18 protein-coding genes are annotated in these 16,466 nt (G+C 65.9%); 2 read left to right on the plus strand and 16 right to left on the minus strand.

Features of this window, described 5'->3' with window-relative positions:
* Nucleotides 1-4: 4 nt before the first annotated feature.
* The 5 genes from ACQR07_RS33015 to yajC all read right to left on the minus strand — a co-directional run bounded on the left by ACQR07_RS33015 (nt 5) and on the right by yajC (nt 4,392).
* Nucleotides 5-868 (minus strand): phytoene/squalene synthase family protein, encoded by an 864-nt coding sequence (locus tag ACQR07_RS33015; protein WP_434906233.1) that lies wholly within the window; start codon nt 866-868, stop codon nt 5-7.
* Nucleotides 865-1,248, minus strand: a complete 384-nt coding sequence (locus tag ACQR07_RS33020) for an Mth938-like domain-containing protein (protein WP_434906234.1) — start codon at nt 1,246-1,248, stop codon at nt 865-867. Before ACQR07_RS33020 ends, ACQR07_RS33015 begins: the two co-directional genes overlap by 4 nt.
* A gap of 55 nt (nt 1,249-1,303) precedes the next feature.
* Nucleotides 1,304-2,326, minus strand: coding sequence for a protein translocase subunit SecF (secF, locus tag ACQR07_RS33025; RefSeq protein WP_434906235.1), 1,023 nt, complete (start codon nt 2,324-2,326; stop codon nt 1,304-1,306).
* An 8-nt stretch (nt 2,327-2,334) separates the two neighbouring features.
* The gene (secD, locus tag ACQR07_RS33030; protein ID WP_434906236.1) at nt 2,335-3,936 is read right to left on the minus strand and encodes a protein translocase subunit SecD; all 1,602 of its coding nucleotides are present in this window, start codon (nt 3,934-3,936) and stop codon (nt 2,335-2,337) included.
* Nucleotides 3,937-4,023: 87 nt separating this feature from the next.
* Nucleotides 4,024-4,392 carry a preprotein translocase subunit YajC gene (gene yajC, locus ACQR07_RS33035; protein WP_172108587.1) on the minus strand — a complete coding sequence of 123 codons (369 nt, stop codon included), beginning with the start codon at nt 4,390-4,392 and terminating at the stop codon, nt 4,024-4,026.
* A gap of 205 nt (nt 4,393-4,597) precedes the next feature.
* On the opposite strand from yajC, the gene ACQR07_RS33040 reads away from it, so the two are divergent.
* Complete coding sequence (locus ACQR07_RS33040) at nt 4,598-5,602, plus strand: DUF815 domain-containing protein (protein ID WP_434906237.1); 1,005 nt, start codon at nt 4,598-4,600, stop codon at nt 5,600-5,602.
* A gap of 220 nt (nt 5,603-5,822) precedes the next feature.
* Here ACQR07_RS33040 and ACQR07_RS33045 read toward each other — a convergent pair whose 3' ends face one another.
* Together ACQR07_RS33045 and ACQR07_RS33050 are read right to left on the minus strand one after the other, a co-directional pair.
* Complete coding sequence (locus ACQR07_RS33045) at nt 5,823-7,250, minus strand: peptidoglycan DD-metalloendopeptidase family protein (RefSeq protein WP_434906238.1); 1,428 nt, start codon at nt 7,248-7,250, stop codon at nt 5,823-5,825.
* A gap of 107 nt (nt 7,251-7,357) precedes the next feature.
* The gene (locus ACQR07_RS33050) at nt 7,358-8,005 is read right to left on the minus strand and encodes a protein-L-isoaspartate(D-aspartate) O-methyltransferase (RefSeq protein WP_434906239.1); all 648 of its coding nucleotides are present in this window, start codon (nt 8,003-8,005) and stop codon (nt 7,358-7,360) included.
* Nucleotides 8,006-8,284: 279 nt separating this feature from the next.
* On the opposite strand from ACQR07_RS33050, the gene ACQR07_RS33055 reads away from it, so the two are divergent.
* Nucleotides 8,285-8,668 (plus strand): response regulator, encoded by a 384-nt coding sequence (locus ACQR07_RS33055; RefSeq protein WP_434906240.1) that lies wholly within the window; start codon nt 8,285-8,287, stop codon nt 8,666-8,668.
* 42 nt (nt 8,669-8,710) lie between these two features.
* On the opposite strand, the gene surE is transcribed toward ACQR07_RS33055, so the two are convergent.
* The 9 genes from surE to nagZ all read right to left on the minus strand — a co-directional run bounded on the left by surE (nt 8,711) and on the right by nagZ (nt 16,458).
* Nucleotides 8,711-9,478 (minus strand): 5'/3'-nucleotidase SurE, encoded by a 768-nt coding sequence (surE, locus tag ACQR07_RS33060; RefSeq protein ID WP_434906241.1) that lies wholly within the window; start codon nt 9,476-9,478, stop codon nt 8,711-8,713.
* Nucleotides 9,479-9,569: 91 nt separating this feature from the next.
* Entirely contained in the window at nt 9,570-9,914 is a 345-nt protein-coding gene (locus ACQR07_RS33065; RefSeq protein ID WP_434906242.1) for a hypothetical protein, read from the minus strand.
* A gap of 102 nt (nt 9,915-10,016) precedes the next feature.
* Nucleotides 10,017-11,348: a serine--tRNA ligase gene (gene serS, locus ACQR07_RS33070; protein WP_434906243.1), complete on the minus strand. Its 1,332-nt coding sequence runs from the start codon at nt 11,346-11,348 to the stop codon at nt 10,017-10,019.
* A 130-nt stretch (nt 11,349-11,478) separates the two neighbouring features.
* Entirely contained in the window at nt 11,479-12,297 is an 819-nt protein-coding gene (gene tatC / locus ACQR07_RS33075) for a twin-arginine translocase subunit TatC (protein WP_434906244.1), read from the minus strand.
* Nucleotides 12,294-12,815, minus strand: coding sequence for a Sec-independent protein translocase protein TatB (tatB, locus tag ACQR07_RS33080; protein ID WP_434906245.1), 522 nt, complete (start codon nt 12,813-12,815; stop codon nt 12,294-12,296). The genes tatC and tatB overlap by 4 nt, the downstream gene beginning before the upstream one ends.
* Nucleotides 12,816-12,923: 108 nt before the next feature.
* Nucleotides 12,924-13,157, minus strand: coding sequence for a twin-arginine translocase TatA/TatE family subunit (locus ACQR07_RS33085; protein WP_434870616.1), 234 nt, complete (start codon nt 13,155-13,157; stop codon nt 12,924-12,926).
* A 280-nt stretch (nt 13,158-13,437) separates the two neighbouring features.
* On the minus strand, nt 13,438-14,574 hold the full coding sequence (scpB, locus tag ACQR07_RS33090; RefSeq protein ID WP_434906246.1) for an SMC-Scp complex subunit ScpB: 1,137 nt from the start codon (nt 14,572-14,574) through the stop codon (nt 13,438-13,440).
* 19 nt (nt 14,575-14,593) lie between these two features.
* On the minus strand, nt 14,594-15,433 hold the full coding sequence (locus tag ACQR07_RS33095; RefSeq protein WP_434906247.1) for a segregation and condensation protein A: 840 nt from the start codon (nt 15,431-15,433) through the stop codon (nt 14,594-14,596).
* Entirely contained in the window at nt 15,430-16,458 is a 1,029-nt protein-coding gene (nagZ, locus tag ACQR07_RS33100; RefSeq protein ID WP_434906248.1) for a beta-N-acetylhexosaminidase, read from the minus strand. Before nagZ ends, ACQR07_RS33095 begins: the two co-directional genes overlap by 4 nt.
* Nucleotides 16,459-16,466: the final 8 nt, after the last annotated feature.

The raw sequence follows: 16,466 nt of genomic DNA on the forward strand, positions 1-16,466 counted from the left end.
GGTTTCAACGCGACCGAAAGCTTGCCGATCTCGCCGCGCGCCACAGCGTCCACAACGTTGCCAGACGCGACCGGGCGGCTGGTTGAAAGGGATCACCGGCGCGGCGATCGGCCTGCGCCAGGTCGCGCCGCACCAGCGCAAGCGGCAGCAGCGCCGGCCGGACTGCCGGCGGCGCCTCGCGCGCAAGCTCCAGCGTGTGATCGAGATGCTGCCTGGCCTGCCCGCGCAGGTCGGCCAGCATCTGCTGGATGGCCGGCGTCACCTTGCCGGCAAACATCTCCTCCTGCCCGACGACGCCGTGGCGCGCGAGCAGCTCGAGCGGAATGTACAGCTGCCGATGCGCGGCATCACGCGGCAGCGACGAGATCAACTGCATCAGGCCAAGTGCGACTCCGGCGTGGTGGGCAAGATGATCGACGGTCTCGAAGCTGCCGGCAACGAGCCGTGCGGCCAGTCCGAACAGCGCGCCGCTGGTGTCGCTGAGATAGGCGTCCAGCGCGGCCATGGTCGGCATCGGATCGTTGTAGAGGTCGAACTGATGTTCGTCGATCAACCGCGTCAGCCGCTCGACCGGAAGGCCGAAGCGTTGCACGGTCGACAGCAACTCGGCAGCAACGGGATTGCCCTCCACGCCGCCATGCGCCAGGCCGCTCAGCGCATCGTGCCACCATTGCAGGCGAACTTCACCCGGCAAGGGCTGCGACACCAGATCACGGATGCGCGTCACCTCGACGTTGAACGCGTACAGCGACAGCAGCGCGCGCCGAATCTCGGGCGCAACGAACAGCGTCGAGGCGTAGCGGTCGAAATCATGCTCGCGGACGAGGCCTGCACAGAACGCGGCGTCGCTTGCGCTGGTCTCGCTCATGGCACGGCAATGAGCGCCGCAGCAACCCGCCGCCGCTCGCCGATCATGACGTTGTAGGTGCGGATCGCCGGCCCGGTCTGCATCGCATCGAGCACGACGCCCACGCCGCGCAGGGCCGCCCGCAGCGGCGCCGGGGGCATCCACACCTCGGTGCCGGTGCCGACGATGAGCGTGTCGATTTTGTTCGCCGCATCGAACACGCGCTGTAACGAATGGCGATCGATCTGGCTCGGCTGAGTCACGTCCCAGGCCCAGATCGAATCTGGCAGGCACAGCAGCGAGCCGCGATGCGACATGTCGGCGAAGGCGAAGCCGCCTTTGCCATAGCCGTCGATTGGCGCGGACCGCGGGAAATGCGGTGTATCGTTCGCAGTGGCCATGTCCGAGATCAACCTGCTGCCTCCGGATATGATCCAAAGGCAAGCTTCCTTCGAATCACGGAGTCTTCTTCGTCGCCGGCTTCTCGTCCTGCGTCTCGGCGCGGACCGAGTGCACACCAAGATAGATCAGGATCGGAGACGCGATGAAGATCGAGGTGTAGGTGCCGACTAGCACGACGCCGAACATCATGACAGCGGTGAAGCTGTGAATGGCCGGGCCGCCGAACAAGAGCAGCGCGAGCAGCGCCAGCGTCACCGTGACGTGGGTGATGATCGAGCGCGACAGCGTCGAGTTGATCGATTCGTTGAGCAGCTGCGGCATCGGCATTTTCTTGTACCGCCGCAGCATCTCGCGGATACGGTCGTAGATGACGACGGTATCGTTGAGCGAGTAGCCGAGAATCGTCAGCAGCGCCGCAATGCTGGTCAGATCGAAATCGACCTGGCTGATCGACATGAAGCCGATGGTCAGCACGATGTCGTGGACGTTAGCAATCATGGCGCCGAGCGCAAACTGCCACTCGAACCGGAACCAGAGATAGATCAGGATCGAGACGATCGCGAGCATTAGGCCAAGGAGGCCTACGGCCAGGAACTCACCGGAGACACGCGGACCGACGACCTCAATTCGGCGATACTCGACGGAATCACCGATTGCCGCCTTCACCTTGTTGGCAGCCTCCTGCTGCGCGGCATCACCGCCAGGCTGCTCGGCGATACGGATCAGAACCGATGCATCAGTATCAGCACCGAACTGCTGCAGCTGCACCTCGCCGAGGCCGAGCGTCGACAGCGTCGCGCGCATCCCGGCGATGTCGGCGGTGCCCGACTTGGCCCGCACTTCCAGCAGGCTGCCGCCGCGGAAGTCGATGCCGAGGTTCAGGCCGTGGGTGAAGAACAGCACGATCGCGAGGATCGACAGAGCCGCGGAGATTGGAAAGCTGATGCGGCGGAACTGCGTGAAGTCGAAATGCGTGTCGTCGGGAACGATGCGCAGCGACGGCAGCAGGCCGAGCGCGCTGACCACCGTCAGCACCGCGATCAGGATGCCAAGCCCGATGAGAACCCAGTGTGTCACGATAGCTCCTAGATTGGCACGCTTTGCGGCCGCTTCCACCGCACCCACCACGCGACGATCAGACGGGTCAGCGTGAAGGCGGTAAAGACCGTGGTGAGAATGCCGATGCCGAGTGTCACGGCAAAGCCGCGGACCGGGCCGGTGCCAATGTAGAACAGCACGGCGGCGGCGATGAAGGTGGTGATGTTGGAATCGAGGATGGTCGCGAGCGCGCGCTTGAAACCGGCATCGATCGCCGAGATCGCGTTGCGGCCGCCGCGCAGCTCCTCGCGGATGCGCTCATAGATCAGCACGTTCGAGTCCACGGCGATGCCGACCGTCAGCACGATGCCGGCGATACCGGGCAGCGTCAGCGTGGCATTCAGGAGCGAGAGCACGCCGAAGATCATCGCGACGTTGACCATCACGGCGATGTTCGCGAACACGCCGAACAGCCGATAGGTCACCAGCATGAACACGATGACCAGAATCGAGCCGACATAGGAGGCGAGCTCGCCCTTGGCGATTGAGTCCGCGCCGAGCCCGGGGCCGACGGTGCGCTCCTCGATGACCTTGAGCGGAGCCGGCAGCGCGCCGGCGCGCAGCAGGATCGCCAGCTCGTTGGCGGACTGCACGGTAAAATTGCCGGAGATCTGGCCCGAACCGCCGGTGATGGGCTCGCGAATGACGGGCGCCGAGATCACCTTGTTGTCGAGCACAATGGCGAAGGGCTGGCCGACATTCTCGGTGGTGGCCTGCGCGAACTTGCGCGAGCCGGCCGAATTGAAGCGGAAGGTGACGATCGGCTCGTTGGTGCGCTGATCGAAGCCGGTCTGTGCATCCGACAGATCGCCGCCGGCGACCAGCACCTGCTTCTTCACGACATAGGGCTGATTGGGCGGCGACGCGCTCTGCAGCACTTCGGAGTCCGGCGGCACCCGGCCCTGCAACGCCTGCTCGGGCGACACCGTGGTGTCGACCATCCGGAATTCCATCTTGGCGGTCCGGCCAAGCAGGTTCTTCAGCTGAGTCGGATCCTGCAATCCCGGCACCTGCACGAGGATGCGGTCGGTGCCCTGGCGCTGGATCACCGGCTCGACGGTGCCGAGCTCGTTGATGCGGCGCTCGACGATCTGGATCGACTGCTCAATGGTCTGACGGATGCGCTCGATGATCGCAGCCTGCGGGATCGTCAGCTGGATCAGGCTGTTGCCGGCGTCGCTGACTTCGAGACTGCGCTGGCCGCTGGACCCCAGCAGGCCGCCGAGCGGCTGCGACAAGTCGCGCAGCTTGGACAGCGCGGTCGGAACGTCGGTATCCTTGGTGATGCGGACCTCGACGCCATCACCCTTGGTCACCAGTCCGGTGTAGCCGATCTTGGCATCGCGAAGCGTCCGGCGCACGTCGTCGCGCACGGAATCGAGCCGTTCCTTCTTGACGTAGTTGGAGTCGACTTCGAGCAGCAGATGCGAGCCACCCTGCAGATCGAGACCCAGAACGATGTGACGCTGCGCCCAGGCCGGCCAGGTCTTGACGGTGGCTTCAGGGAAGAAGTTGGGCACGGCGCACAGGCACACCACGAGCGCCGTGAGGATGATGCCCAGCGCCTTCCACCGCGTGAAATACAACATGAGAGGTGTCCGTAAGGCCGAAAGCCGGCCCGAAAAATCAGAACATCAGGTCAGACGAAGGCCGGCATCGCGCCGGCCGGGCAGCGATCAGCTGGCCGCCTTCTCGTCCTTCTTGTCGTCCTTGGCGTCAGCCTTGGCGGGCTCGCCCTTGGTGCGGACGCCCGTGATCATCTGGCGCATCTGGCGGACGCGGATGCCGTCGGCGATCTCGAACTCGACCTGGTCGTCGTCGACGACCTTGGTGACCTTGCCGACCAGACCGCCCTGGGTCACGATCGTGTCGCCGCGGCGGACGTTCTTGACGAGGTCGGCGTGCTCTTTGACCTTCTTCTGCTGCGGCCGCAGGATCAGGAAGTACATGATCACGAAGATCAGCGCGAACGGCAGCAGCGACATCAGCATGCTGTTGGTATCGCCAGCGCCGGCGGCCTGGGCATAGGCAGGGGTAATCAGCATGCAGTCGATCCTCGTGGGCCAGCGCCCGGTGATACGGAAATAGCCGGCGAACCACGCTTCTCTCGGCGCGGGCCGGCCTCTTTGCGAATTTCGCGCGGAATATAGCGGCAGCGGTCCCAATAGCAAGGCGCCCGGCCCCACCATTTCACCCCGCTTGCGGCCGCAGCCGCGGCCCGATATGGCTGCCCCATCAGGAACTTGCAGCATGTCGAAAAAACCAGCCAAAGCCCCCTCCCGCAGCCCCGCCAAAACCGTGTTCAGGCCCCGGACCAAGGGAGCAAAATCCGCCGTGCAAAAGCCGGCCGCGGTCGCGGCAAAACGTCCCGCAGGGCCGGCCCCGGACGACACGCGCGAGCGGATCGCAAGGGCGTTGGAAGCGATTGCGGCGCATCTGGCGGCAACCCACGCGGGTGCGACACCGGCTGTTGACCTCAGTGCCGCCGATGCCTTCGTCTGGCATCCGAACGGCCGGCTGTCGACGGTGCCGCGCGTCAGCCGCGTCGAGATCGACCTGCTGAAGGGCATCGATCGGATGCGCGACATCCTGATCGAGAACACCGAGCGCTTTGCCAACGGTCTGCCCGCCAACAACGCGTTGTTGTGGGGCGCGCGCGGCATGGGCAAGTCATCACTGGTCAAGGCCGCCCATGCCAGCATCAACGTCGCACGCAAGCCGGCCGACCGCCTGAAGCTGATCGAGATTCACCGCGAGGACATCGAGAGCCTGCCGGCGCTGATGGACATCCTGCGCGCGGCCCCCTTCCACTTCATCGTGTTCTGCGACGACCTGTCGTTCGACGGCAATGATGCGTCCTACAAGTCGCTGAAGGCCGTGCTCGAAGGCGGCATCGAGGGCCGGCCCGAAAACGTCATCCTCTACGCCACCTCGAATCGCCGCCATCTGCTGGCGCGCGACATGATCGAGAACGAGCGCTCGACCGCGATCAATCCGGGCGAAGCGGTCGAGGAGAAGGTCTCGCTGTCCGACCGCTTCGGCCTTTGGCTCGGCTTCCACCGCTGCAGTCAGGACGAATACCTCGCGATGGTCAAAGGCTATTGCAGCCATTTCGGTATCGCGGTGGCCGAGGACGCGCTGGAGCGCGAGGCGCTGGAATGGGCCACCACGCGCGGCTCGCGCTCCGGCCGCGTCGCCTGGCAGTTCACGCAGGATCTGGCCGGCCGCCTCGGCGTGCGGCTGAGCGCGAAGTAACGGCGGGCTTAGCCAGGCCTTCGGACATGACAGCAGCATGTGGCGTTGAGCCAGCCTCAGACGCCGTCATTGCGAGCTTAGCGAAGCAATCCAGAGTCCTTGCTCGGCCCTGGATTGCTTCGCTGCGCTCGCAATGACACTTGTGGCGATATCCGGTCTCGAAAACGAAAAGGGCTCGCCAAAGGCGAGCCCCGTGTAGACGACGCTAAGGCTCTAGGTCTTACGCCCCATTGAGGAATTGCAGCGGGTCGACCGGCGACGAGCCCTTGCGGATCTCGAAGTGCAGCTGCGGCGATCCCACCTCGCCCGACTGGCCGGATTTGGCGATGACCTGGCCGCGCTTGATCGGATCGCCACGCTTCACCATCAGCTCACTGGCGTGAGCATAGGCGGTGACGAAGCCGTTCGAATGCCTGACAAGGACGAGGTTGCCGTAGCCCTTCAGCTCGTTGCCGGCATAGGCCACGACGCCATCTTCGGCGGCCTTCACCGGCGTGCCTTCGGGCACGGCGATGTTGATGCCGTCATTGGCCTTGCCATTGGTCTTGGCACCATAGCTCGTGATCACCTTGCCCCGCGCCGGCCAGCGGAAGGTCGGCAGCGAGCTCGTGGTCTCGGCCGGACGCGCCGGCTCTTCTTCTTTCTCAGGCGCCGGATTGGCCTGGGCCAGACGAGCGCTCTGGACCGGGCCTGCGGCTGCCACCCGCGTCGTCGGCGCTGGCGCGGGCACGGTCGCAACCGCCTGGGGAACGGTTGCGACCGGAACCACAGGCGCAGCAACCCCTGCAGCCTTGCCAGGGACGGTCAGCCTGGCACCGAGCTTCAGGGGGGAAGCCTGATCGAGATTGTTGGCGCGGGCGAGCTCGGCAGCCGTCATGTGGTTCTGGCGCGCGATGCTGGCGAGAGTGTCGCCGCGATTGACGAAGTGGATGGTCGACGGCGCGGCGGGTGCCACCGCGACAACGGGCTTTGGCGCCGGCGGCGGCGCAGCAACCGGAGGCGCGGCGGCAACCGCGCCGGGCTGCGGAATGATCAGCTGCTGGCCCGGCGACAAGGCGCGCGGCCCCTTGTAGCCATTGGCAGCCAGGATCTCCGCCGGGCTCACGTGATAGCGCTTGGCGATGATGTCGAGCGTATCGCTGGTGCCGACGATAATCTTCGTGCCGCCTGCCGGACGCGCGGCGGCCACGGAGCGCGGCGGCACCGCGCCGGTGGTCTCCAGCTGGGGCTGGGCCGGCGGAGCATAGGCGTGGGTCGCCGGTGGTGCATAGGCCTGTGGGGCCGGCACCGGGGCTGGCGGCGCGTAGGACGCCACGCCACGCCCGCCCCCGGACATGCCGCCGGCGCCACCGCCGGACGCATAGGATTGCGGCGCGCCGACCGCGGGCGGCGGCAGCGCGGAGGACGAATAGGCCGGCGCCGGCGCGGCAGGCGTGTAGGATTGGCTATACTGCTGCTGCTGCCGGGGCGGCTGCGCCTGCACCGAGCCGGTGGACTCGGAGGCGAAGGGATTGGAGAATGGATTTTGCGTCTGCGACAGCCGCGTCGACATGTCGGCGCTGCAGCCGGCGACGCCGAAAGACATCAGCGCCAGCGCCGCAACCTGCGGCAGGCGGCGCGAGCGAAGCAACTCGACGGTAGCGGGCATGGTTACTCACTCGTACGCAACAAACAACGAATTCGAGTAAACACAGCCGCGGTAAATAAGCGCTTAAGCCGCAAATAAAGCGTTGTCGGGCCTGCTGATCCGGTGCCTCAAAGTTCACGCGCAATCCCCGGAATTGCCGGCACAAAACGCACGTCCACGAGCTCCTTGCGATCGAAGCGATCGCCGCTCCTGGTGATCCTGACGAGCGTCTGCACCCCGTGATGGGGCCCGACCGGTGCGATCAGGATACCGTCCGGCTGAAGAAGGTCGAGCAGGCTCTGGGGGATCTGGTCCATCGCAGCCGTGACGATGATGCGGTCGAACTGGCCGATCCCGGGCGGCAGCGCGTAGCCATCGCCCAGCATCACCTCCACGTTGAAGCAGTCGAGCTTCTCCAGCCGCTTCCGCGCCTTGTCGGCCAGGGTCCGGAAACGCTCGACGGTCAGGACGTTGGCCGCCAGCCGGGACAGGATCGCCGCCTGGTAACCCGAGCCGGTGCCGATCTCCAGCACGCGGTGGGTCTTCTGCAGCTTGAGCTGCTCGGTCATGTAGGCGACGACGAAGGGCTGGCTGATGGTCTGGCCGCAGGCGATCGCCATGGCGCTGTCACGGTAGGCGTCGGGGCGATCGGCCGGAAGCACGAACTCTTCCCGCGGCACCTCCTCCATCGCGCGCAGCACCGCCTGGTCACTGATCCCGCGGCGGCGCAGGGTCAGCTGAAACATCATTTTCTCGGGCGGAGCGGTCGGGGGCATTGCGCCGTTTCGGGTGGTTCACCTCGATCCAATCTAGAGCATCCTCAGCACCTTTCGCAGCGAATATTGGCTAGGCCGCGGTCGCGATGGCGGCCAGACCGCAGGTAGTCACAGAAATTCGCTCCTCGCCAGGAACCAGCGGACGTCGAACTCGTTTACTTTGCGGGCGATTTTGCCCGCGCCGCCAGGCGCTGACACACCAGAACGGCGCTGTTGACGTTGCGCGGTAAGCCGTTATTTGCGAGCGTCGAAGTCGCGTATTGGGCAAGGACTGACATCATGACTGCACCGCGGCCGCCGCGCGGCTCCGTGTTTCTGGTTGAAGACGAAGTCATGATCAGGATGATGGTGGCCGATATGCTCGAAGAGCTCGGCTACACCGTCGCCGCCGAGGCCGGAGAGATCGGCGAGGCGATGCGGCTGGCCGAGAGCACCTATTTCGACGTCGCGATCCTCGACGTCAACGTCAACGGCAAGGTGATCTCGCCGGTGGCCGATGTGATCAAGGCCCGCAACCGCCCCTTCATCTTCGCAACCGGCTACGGCTCGTCAGGGCTGCCGGAGGAGTATCGCGATCGGCCTGCCCTGCAGAAACCATTTCAGCTGGAGACGCTGAGCAAGGCGATCGACCACGCCTTGCGGAGCGCGGAGCCGCAAGGCTAGTTCAGAAGGCTAGTTCACAAGGCTAGTCTAGAGACGGAAGTCCTAGCCGAGGATCTCGCCGAGCTTCCCCGAAAAACTCTCGTCGGTGCGGTCCAGGCGCAGCGGCGTGACCGACACATAGTGGGCCGCCAGGGCCGCGAGATCCGTGCCCTCGTCGGGCACATCCAGCGCCGCAGCGCGATCGAACCCAATCCAGAAATAGGGATTGCCGCGGCCGTCGCGGCGTTCATCGACCTTCAGGAAGCCGAGATTGCGCTTGCCCTGCCGCGTCACGACGATGCCGCGGACCTCATCCGGCGTGCAGGACGGGAAGTTGACGTTGATCACGGTGTTCTTCGGCACCCCGGCGGCCAGCACCTTGCGCACGATCTCGGGTGCGAATTTGAGCGCGGTGTCCCAGGACGGCTTGTCGCGCGTGGCGATGCTGAACTCCTGCGACAGCGCGAATGACGGCAGCCCCAGGATCGTCCCTTCGAGCGCGCCGGCGATGGTACCGGAATAGACCACGTCCTCGGCGACGTTGCGTCCCTTGTTGACGCCCGACAGCACGACATCGGGCAGCTTGGTCCCCAGGATGTGGCGGGCGCCCATGATGACGCAGTCAGTCGGCGTTCCCCGCACGGCGAAGTGCCGCGGACCGACCTCGCGCAGCCGCAGCGGATCGTTGAGCGACAGCGAATGCGACACGCCGGACTGGTCGAGCTCGGGAGCCACGATCCAGACGTCGTCGGACAGAGCGCGCGCGATCTCCTCGATCACCTTCAGGCCCGGAGCGTGAATCCCGTCGTCATTGGTGCAGAGAATCCGCATGCCCATCTTCCCGTTCGATCCGATTTCCGGGTGTCTTATCCGCTGCGCAGCACCGAGGCAAACCCGCCGCTCCGCGCCTCGATCGGCCGCTTCAATTGCGGATTCGCCACTGCGGCAGGAACCGCGCGAGCTGGCCCTGCGTGCCGAGTTCGAGCGAGCTGGGGGACGTGGCAGAGTCCTCGGAGGCCGCAGGACAGGCGGGCGGCGGCTGTTCGGGCTCCGCCGGAAACCGTCCTCGCGCAACGCTCAGCGCCTTGTCGAAATCGGCAGCGTTGAACCAGGGCTGACCGAGCAGCGGCTTGGAGAGACCGTCGCTCCACACCCTCGTGCGATCGATGTCGAACGTGCCCTTCAGGCGCTGGTCGATGGCCTGGATGCCGGCGGCGGTGACCGCCCATTGCCGTCCAATCCAGAAGATGTCCCGATGCAGGGCCATGGTGCCGGTGTCTGAGAGAGCGATTGCTGAACAGACCCGAGGATACGGTGCCGCGGTCGCCGCGCAAGGTGACGACCGCCGCCGATGACATTTGCCGCGGCGCTATGGCTCCGCGGCAACGACCTTGAGCCCGCCCATGTAGGACTGCAGCGCGTCGGGCACTGCGATCGAGCCGTCGGCCTGCTGATAGGTCTCCATGACCGCGATCAGCGCGCGGCCCACTGCCGTGCCGGAGCCGTTCAATGTGTGCACGAAGCGCGGCTTGCCATCGCTGGCGCGATAGCGCGCATCCATGCGGCGGGCCTGGAAGTCGCCGCACACCGAACAGCTCGAGATCTCGCGGAACGCGCCGCCATCGCCCTGCCCGGGCATCCAGACCTCGATGTCGTAGGTCTTCTGCGACGAGAAGCCCATGTCGCCGGTGCACAGCGTGATGACGCGGTAATGCAGATCGAGCCGGCGCAGCACCTCCTCGGCGCAGGAGAGCATGCGCTCATGCTCGTCCTTGCTGGTCTCCGGCGTCGTGATCGACACCAGCTCGACCTTGGTGAACTGATGCTGGCGGATCATGCCGCGGGTGTCGCGTCCCGCCGCCCCGGCTTCTGCCCGAAAACACGGCGTCAACGCCGTGAGCCGCATCGGCAGCTCCTTCTCGTCGACGATCGATTCGCGCACGAGATTGGTGAGCGCGACCTCCGCGGTCGGGATCAGGCCGAGCCGCTCGGTCTTCAGCCGATCATCGGGAGAGACGAGCAGTTCGCCCTTCACCGCCCAGAACTGGTCGTCCTCGAATTTCGGCAACTGACCCGTGCCGAACATGACGTCGTTGCGCACCAGCAGGGGCGGATTGATCTCGGTGTAGCCGTGCTCCGTCGTGTGCAGGTCGAGCATGAATTGCCCGAGCGCACGCTCCAGCCGCGCCAGCCCCTTCTTGAGAACCACGAACCGCGCGCCCGACAGCTTCGCCGCCGACTCGAAGTCCATCGTGCCGAGGCCAGCACCAATGTCGTCATGCGGCTTCGGCGCAAACGCGTAGTTGCGCCTCGCGCCGAACAAGTGGCGCTCGACATTGTCGTGCTCGTCCTTGCCGTCGGGAACTTCGTCGAGCGGCAGGTTGGGAATCGCCGAGAGCTCACGCGCCAGTTCATCGTCGGCCTGCTTCGCAGCCGCCTCGAGCTCCGGCATCGTCGTCTTGAGCTTGGCGACCTCCTCCATCAGCGCCGACGCGCGCGCGTCGTCCTTGGCCTTCTTGGCCTCGCCGATTTCCTTGGAGGCGGCGTTGCGGCGGGCCTGCGCCTGCTCCGACGCCAGGATCGCCGCCCGCCGCCGCTCGTCGATGGCGAGCAGCTGCGACGACAGCGGCGACAGACCCCGGCGCGTCAGCGCCGCATCGAAACCTTGCGGATTGTCGCGGATCGATTTGATGTCGTGCATGGTCGTTCGGTCCTAGGAACGAAAAGACAGGGGAGGCGAGTCGCCGCGGCAGCCGCGGGCGCGCCTGCACTACCGCGAATGGCCGCCGATGGGAACAGGGCCCCGGACGGTCCCGGTCGCCCTGATCGCCTTATTCCGAAGGATTGGCCGGCAGATTGCCCGAGCCCGACGACGTGCCCGAACCGGATTTGGCCGCCGCCTGCTTCTCGACGATGCCGACCGCGATGATCGCCCCCTCGTAGAGCGCCATCAGCGGCAGCGCCAACGAGGCCTGGCTGAGCACGTCGGGCGGGGTCAGCACGGCCGCGATGATGAAGGCGATCACGATGAAATAGCGCCGCTTCTCCTTCAGCATCTTCGAGGTGACGATGCCGATCCGGCCGAGGAGGGTCAGGATCACCGGGAGCTGAAAGGCGATGCCGAAGGCGAAGATCAGCGACATCATCAGCGACAGATACTCGCCGACCTTGGGCATCAGCGCGATCTGCGCCGTCTCGGGACCGCCGAGCTGCTGCATGCCGAGCGAGAAGCGCACGATCATCGGCCACACCGCGAAATAGACCAGCATGGCGCCGAGGACGAAGAACACGGGGGTCGCGATCAGATAGGGCAGAAACGCATTGCGCTCGTGGCGGTAGAGGCCAGGCGCCACGAACATGTAGATCTGCGTCGCGATGATCGGAAACGACAAGAAGCCGGCGCCGAACATTGCAAGCTTGAGCTGCGTGATGAAATATTCGAGCAGCTGCGTGTAGATGAACTTGCTGTTCTCCGGCCCGGCCACCCACACGAACGGCAGCACCAGGATGTTGTAGATCTGCTTGGCGAACAGGAAGCAGAAGATGAAGGCCAAGCCGAAGCCGAGCAGCGCCTTGATCAGCCGCGACCGCAGCTCGATCAGGTGATCCATCAACGGGGCCTTGCTGGCCTCGATATCCTCGGCACTCATGACGCTTTGGCGTCCTTCAGACGCTCCGCCTCGGCCGGCGCTTCGGCCGGCTGCTCGGGCTTGATCTCGCGCACGATGGCCAGCGGCTCGCCGACGGCCTGATGCGTCTCGGCTTCCACGAAGGTCTCGGCGCGCGCCGGCTCGGGGGTGGTGGGGATCACGACGGGCTCGGGCGACACGGCAACCGTGTCCGACGCAGGCGCAGCCGGCTCGGCAGGCTTGTCCACGCCCTCGATGTCCAGGGCCTTGTCGACGTCGCGCTGCAGCGACGACATCATGCCAGACGGGGAGAAGCCGGTCGCAGCCTCCTTGACCTCGTCAAAGCTCTTCTTGAGGTCGGCCATCTCGGCCTCGCGCATGGCTTCCTGAAACTGGCCCTGGAATTCGGAGGCCATGCGGCGGGCCTTGCCCATCCACTGCCCGACCATGCGCAGGACGCCGGGAAGCTCCTTGGGGCCGATCGCAATGAGCGCGACGACCCCAATCACGAGCAGCTCACTCCAGCCGATATCGAACATGTACCAATCCGCCTACGCGACGACGCCTTTGATCCCGCCCTGCCCAACGCGTCCGAGCAGGTTTCGTGCTTGCGGGAGCGCGCGCCGCCCGCGCCGCTTTAGCGCAGATCAAACGGCCTTGCTGCCGACATCCGTGCGGGTGGCCGAGGGCGTCGCGCCATGGTCGATCGACTTGACCGGCTCGGTCTTCTCCGGCGCCTTGTCGTCGTCCTGCATGCCCTTCTTGAAGGCCTTGATGCCCTGCGCGACGTCGCCCATCAGGTCGGAGATCTTGCCGCGCCCGAACAACAGCAGGACGACGCCGATCACGACGATCCAGTGCCAAATGCTAAGCGAACCCATCCTGCAACCCTCCAAACACAAGTGCAGCCGTCCTGCGACTGCCGTCGACGCTACCGCCGAAACCGCGCCATATCCATGGACTTGCCCGCGACACTTCGCTTCTAGCATTCGATTGCGAAACAGCAACCTGAACCAAGGCGGCAATCAGCCGAAAGCGGCGCGCGGAGAGCCCGATCTGGCCGGAAGGTAGGCGTCAGCGCCCCCAAAAACAAGCACTTAAGGTCCGCCAAATCGCGGGCGGACCTACGTAATAACGCGAGTGTTAACGGCGCCCGGGCCGCTAATCGCCGCGGTGCGACGCCTCGTCCTCGTCGGTATCGCGGTCGCCCGCTTCCGGCTCGACCTCGGCCTCTTCATCGACCTCAGCCTCGGTCGCATCCTCGGCCGAAGCATCAACCAACTCCGCGACGGCTTCGTCCTCCTGCTCGACCGCGAGCTCCTCAACCTCGAGTTCCTCGGTTTCGAGTTCCTCGACGTCGAGCTCTGCGGCCTCGAGGCCCGCCTCGGCGATTTCGGCGTCCGCGCCCGAAGGCGAAAGCTCCAGATCGCCGACAGCAACCTGCGACGAGGCGTCGTCGTCCGGAATCGCAGCGTCGGCCTGTGCTACGCCCGCCTCTCCACCATCGGCCAACGTTTCGACGACACCGGTGGCAACGACTGCGGCTTCCGCCTCGGACGTCTCCGCCTCCGCCTCCGCGGCTTCGGCGTCGCCTGGCTCGGCCTCGACCGCCGGCGCGAGCGCCAGATCGAGATCGCCCGGATCCAGCGGCTCCTCGTCCTCGCGAAGCGTCGGGTCGTCGGACGGCGTCGGCACAGTGAAGCCGGTGGGCAGCCGCGAATCCAACAGGCCGGTGCCCTTCAACTCTTCCAGACCGGGCAGATCGCCCAGCGTCTCAAGGCTGAACTGGGTCAGGAAGGAATCAGTTGTACCGAAGGTCAGCGGCCGCCCCGGAGTCTTGCGGCGACCGCGCGGCTTGATCCAGCCGGTCTCCAGCAGGACGTCCAGCGTGCCCTTCGATGTCACGACGCCGCGGATCTCTTCGATCTCGGCGCGGGTCACCGGCTGGTGATAGGCCACGATCGCCAGCACCTCGATTGCCGCACGCGACAGCTTGCGCGTCTCGGTGCTCTCGCGCGTCATCAGCCAGGCGAGATCGCCGGCGGTGCGGAAGGTCCATTTGTTGGCGACACGCACGAGGTTGACGCCGCGGGTGGCGTACTCCGCCTGCAGCTGCGCCAGCGCGGCCTTGATGTCGACACCGTCAGGCATGCGCTTGGCAAGCGCGGCCTGCTCGAGCGGCTCGGCCGCGGCGAACAGCAGAGCCTCGAGGATGCGCAACTCTTCGGGGCGCACCTCGGGCTCGCTTGCCACGATCTCATCGGGCTCTTCCATGCGCAGTTCCGCCAAGCTTGCCATGGCAGGGTCTCCTTCTTCGTTACTCAACCGTCAAGTCCGGCGCAGCCATGGCGCCGGACTGGTTCGGTAGACGCTTACGAAAATACAGCGGCGCGAACGCCTGCTTCTGGTTCAGCTCGAGCTTGCCTTCGCGGACCAGCTCCAGCACGGCGGCAAAGCTCGACGCGAAGACGGTGGCCTTCTGGGCAGGCTCGACGACGTAGTCCAGCAGATAGTCGTCCAGACATCCCCAGTCGTCCGACACCTCGGTCATGCCGACCAGGCGTTCGAGCGAGGCACGCGCCTCCGCAAGCGACCACACGGTGCGCTTGGCCATGTGCACCGAGGTGACGACGCGCGACTGCCGCTGAATGGCGTAGGCCGACAGCAGGTCGAACAGGGTCGCGGTAAACTTGGGGTGGCGGACCTCGGCAATCTGCTCCGGATTGCCGCGCGGGAACACGTCGCGCTGGAACTGTGGCCGGTTCATCAGCCGGTTGGCAGCCTCGCGGATCGCCTCCAGCCGGCGCAGCCGGTTGGCGAGCGCAGTCGCCATTTCCTCGGCGCTCGGTCCTTCCTGGGCCGGCGGCTCCGGCAGCAGCAGGCGCGACTTCAGAAAGGCGAGCCAGGCCGCCATCACGAGATAGTCGGCGGCAAGCTCCAGCCGGATTTTTCGCGCGGCTTCGATGAACTGGAGATACTGGTCGGCGAGCGCCAGGATCGAGATCTTGGCGAGGTCGACCTTCTGCTGCCGCGCCAGCGCGAGCAGCAGGTCGAGCGGGCCTTCATAGCCCTCGACATCGACGACCAATGCCGGTTCGGCTTCGGCCAGCTCCGTCGTGGGACGGCCGGTTTCAAACGACAGAATTTCAGCGGTCATGCGCTCGCGGGTCCCAGCCGGTTGATCAGGGCGTCGAGCTCGGCACGTGCAGCGTTGCGATCGAAGCTCACGGGGGGTTTGCGCGCTGCCAGCGCGCGATCGGCGCGGATCAAAGCCTCGCCGGCCAGTTCGGGCGTCTCGGCCGCGACGGCCTGCATTTCGTCGAGCTTGCCATTGCAATGCAGGACCATGTCGCAGCCGGCAGCGACGATCGCGCGCGTGCGCTCGGCGATCGTTCCGGCCAGTGCGTTCATGGACACGTCATCACTCATCAACAAACCCTGGAACCCGATCCGTTCGCGAATCACCCGCTGGATCATTGTCGCAGAAGTCGTGGCCGGATGGGCGGCGTCGATCGCGCTAAACACAACATGTGCAGTCATGGCCATCGGCAGGTCTGCAAGCGGCCGGAACGCCGCGAAATCGGTGGCGTCGAGCTCGGTTTCCGGGGTGTCCACCGTCGGGAGCCGGAGGTGACTGTCGGCGGTAGCGCGGCCGTGCCCTGGAATGTGCTTGAGCACCGGCAGCACCCCGCCCTGCTCCAGCCCCTCCGTCACCGCCCGGGCAATCGCCGCCACCTTGGCCGGCGCCGTGCCATAGGCCCGATCCCCGATCACGGCATCCGCGCCGGCGACGGGGACGTCGGCCAGCGGCAGGCAGTCGACCGTAATCCCCAGCTGGCTCAGATCGTCGGCGATCAGGCGGGCGCTGAGCCAGGCGGCGCGCAGGCCTGCGGCCGAATCAATGTCGTAGAGCTGGTCGAAGACGGCGCCTGCGGGATAGACCGGCCAGTGCGGCGGACCCAGCCTCTGCACCCGTCCGCCCTCCTGGTCGATCAGGACGGGGGCGTCGGCGCTGCCAGCGCAATTGCGCAATTCCTGAACGAGTGCAGTCACTTGAGCGGGTGACTGGACATTGCGTTTGAACAGGATGAAGCCCCACGGCTTCGCTTCGCGGATGAACGCGCGCTCGGCTTCGGTGAGGTCTGGGCCGGAGATGCCGGTAATGAAAGCCCGCATGGTCATGCGGGCCG

Source organism: Bradyrhizobium sp. HKCCYLS20291 (assembly GCF_051167715.1).
Taxonomy (GTDB): Bacteria; Pseudomonadota; Alphaproteobacteria; order Rhizobiales; family Xanthobacteraceae; genus Bradyrhizobium.

What these genes read in the sequence shown, in the direction of transcription:
- surE (WP_434906241.1), bottom strand. Translation starts at nt 9,478, where the DNA reads ATGCGGATTCTCTGCACCAATGACGACGGGATTCACGCTCCGGGCCTG.
- yajC (WP_172108587.1), bottom strand. Translation starts at nt 4,392, where the DNA reads ATGCTGATTACCCCTGCCTATGCCCAGGCCGCCGGCGCTGGCGATACC.
- secD (WP_434906236.1), bottom strand. Translation starts at nt 3,936, where the DNA reads ATGTTGTATTTCACGCGGTGGAAGGCGCTGGGCATCATCCTCACGGCG.
- tatC (WP_434906244.1), bottom strand. Translation starts at nt 12,297, where the DNA reads ATGAGTGCCGAGGATATCGAGGCCAGCAAGGCCCCGTTGATGGATCAC.
- serS (WP_434906243.1), bottom strand. Translation starts at nt 11,348, where the DNA reads ATGCACGACATCAAATCGATCCGCGACAATCCGCAAGGTTTCGATGCG.
- nagZ (WP_434906248.1), bottom strand. Translation starts at nt 16,458, where the DNA reads ATGACCATGCGGGCTTTCATTACCGGCATCTCCGGCCCAGACCTCACC.
- ACQR07_RS33055 (WP_434906240.1), top strand. Translation starts at nt 8,285, where the DNA reads ATGACTGCACCGCGGCCGCCGCGCGGCTCCGTGTTTCTGGTTGAAGAC.
- ACQR07_RS33085 (WP_434870616.1), bottom strand. Translation starts at nt 13,157, where the DNA reads ATGGGTTCGCTTAGCATTTGGCACTGGATCGTCGTGATCGGCGTCGTC.
- tatB (WP_434906245.1), bottom strand. Translation starts at nt 12,815, where the DNA reads ATGTTCGATATCGGCTGGAGTGAGCTGCTCGTGATTGGGGTCGTCGCG.
- ACQR07_RS33050 (WP_434906239.1), bottom strand. Translation starts at nt 8,005, where the DNA reads ATGCCCCCGACCGCTCCGCCCGAGAAAATGATGTTTCAGCTGACCCTG.
- ACQR07_RS33065 (WP_434906242.1), bottom strand. Translation starts at nt 9,914, where the DNA reads ATGGCCCTGCATCGGGACATCTTCTGGATTGGACGGCAATGGGCGGTC.
- ACQR07_RS33045 (WP_434906238.1), bottom strand. Translation starts at nt 7,250, where the DNA reads ATGCCCGCTACCGTCGAGTTGCTTCGCTCGCGCCGCCTGCCGCAGGTT.
- ACQR07_RS33020 (WP_434906234.1), bottom strand. Translation starts at nt 1,248, where the DNA reads ATGGCCACTGCGAACGATACACCGCATTTCCCGCGGTCCGCGCCAATC.
- scpB (WP_434906246.1), bottom strand. Translation starts at nt 14,574, where the DNA reads ATGGCAAGCTTGGCGGAACTGCGCATGGAAGAGCCCGATGAGATCGTG.
- ACQR07_RS33095 (WP_434906247.1), bottom strand. Translation starts at nt 15,433, where the DNA reads ATGACCGCTGAAATTCTGTCGTTTGAAACCGGCCGTCCCACGACGGAG.
- ACQR07_RS33015 (WP_434906233.1), bottom strand. Translation starts at nt 868, where the DNA reads ATGAGCGAGACCAGCGCAAGCGACGCCGCGTTCTGTGCAGGCCTCGTC.
- ACQR07_RS33040 (WP_434906237.1), top strand. Translation starts at nt 4,598, where the DNA reads ATGTCGAAAAAACCAGCCAAAGCCCCCTCCCGCAGCCCCGCCAAAACC.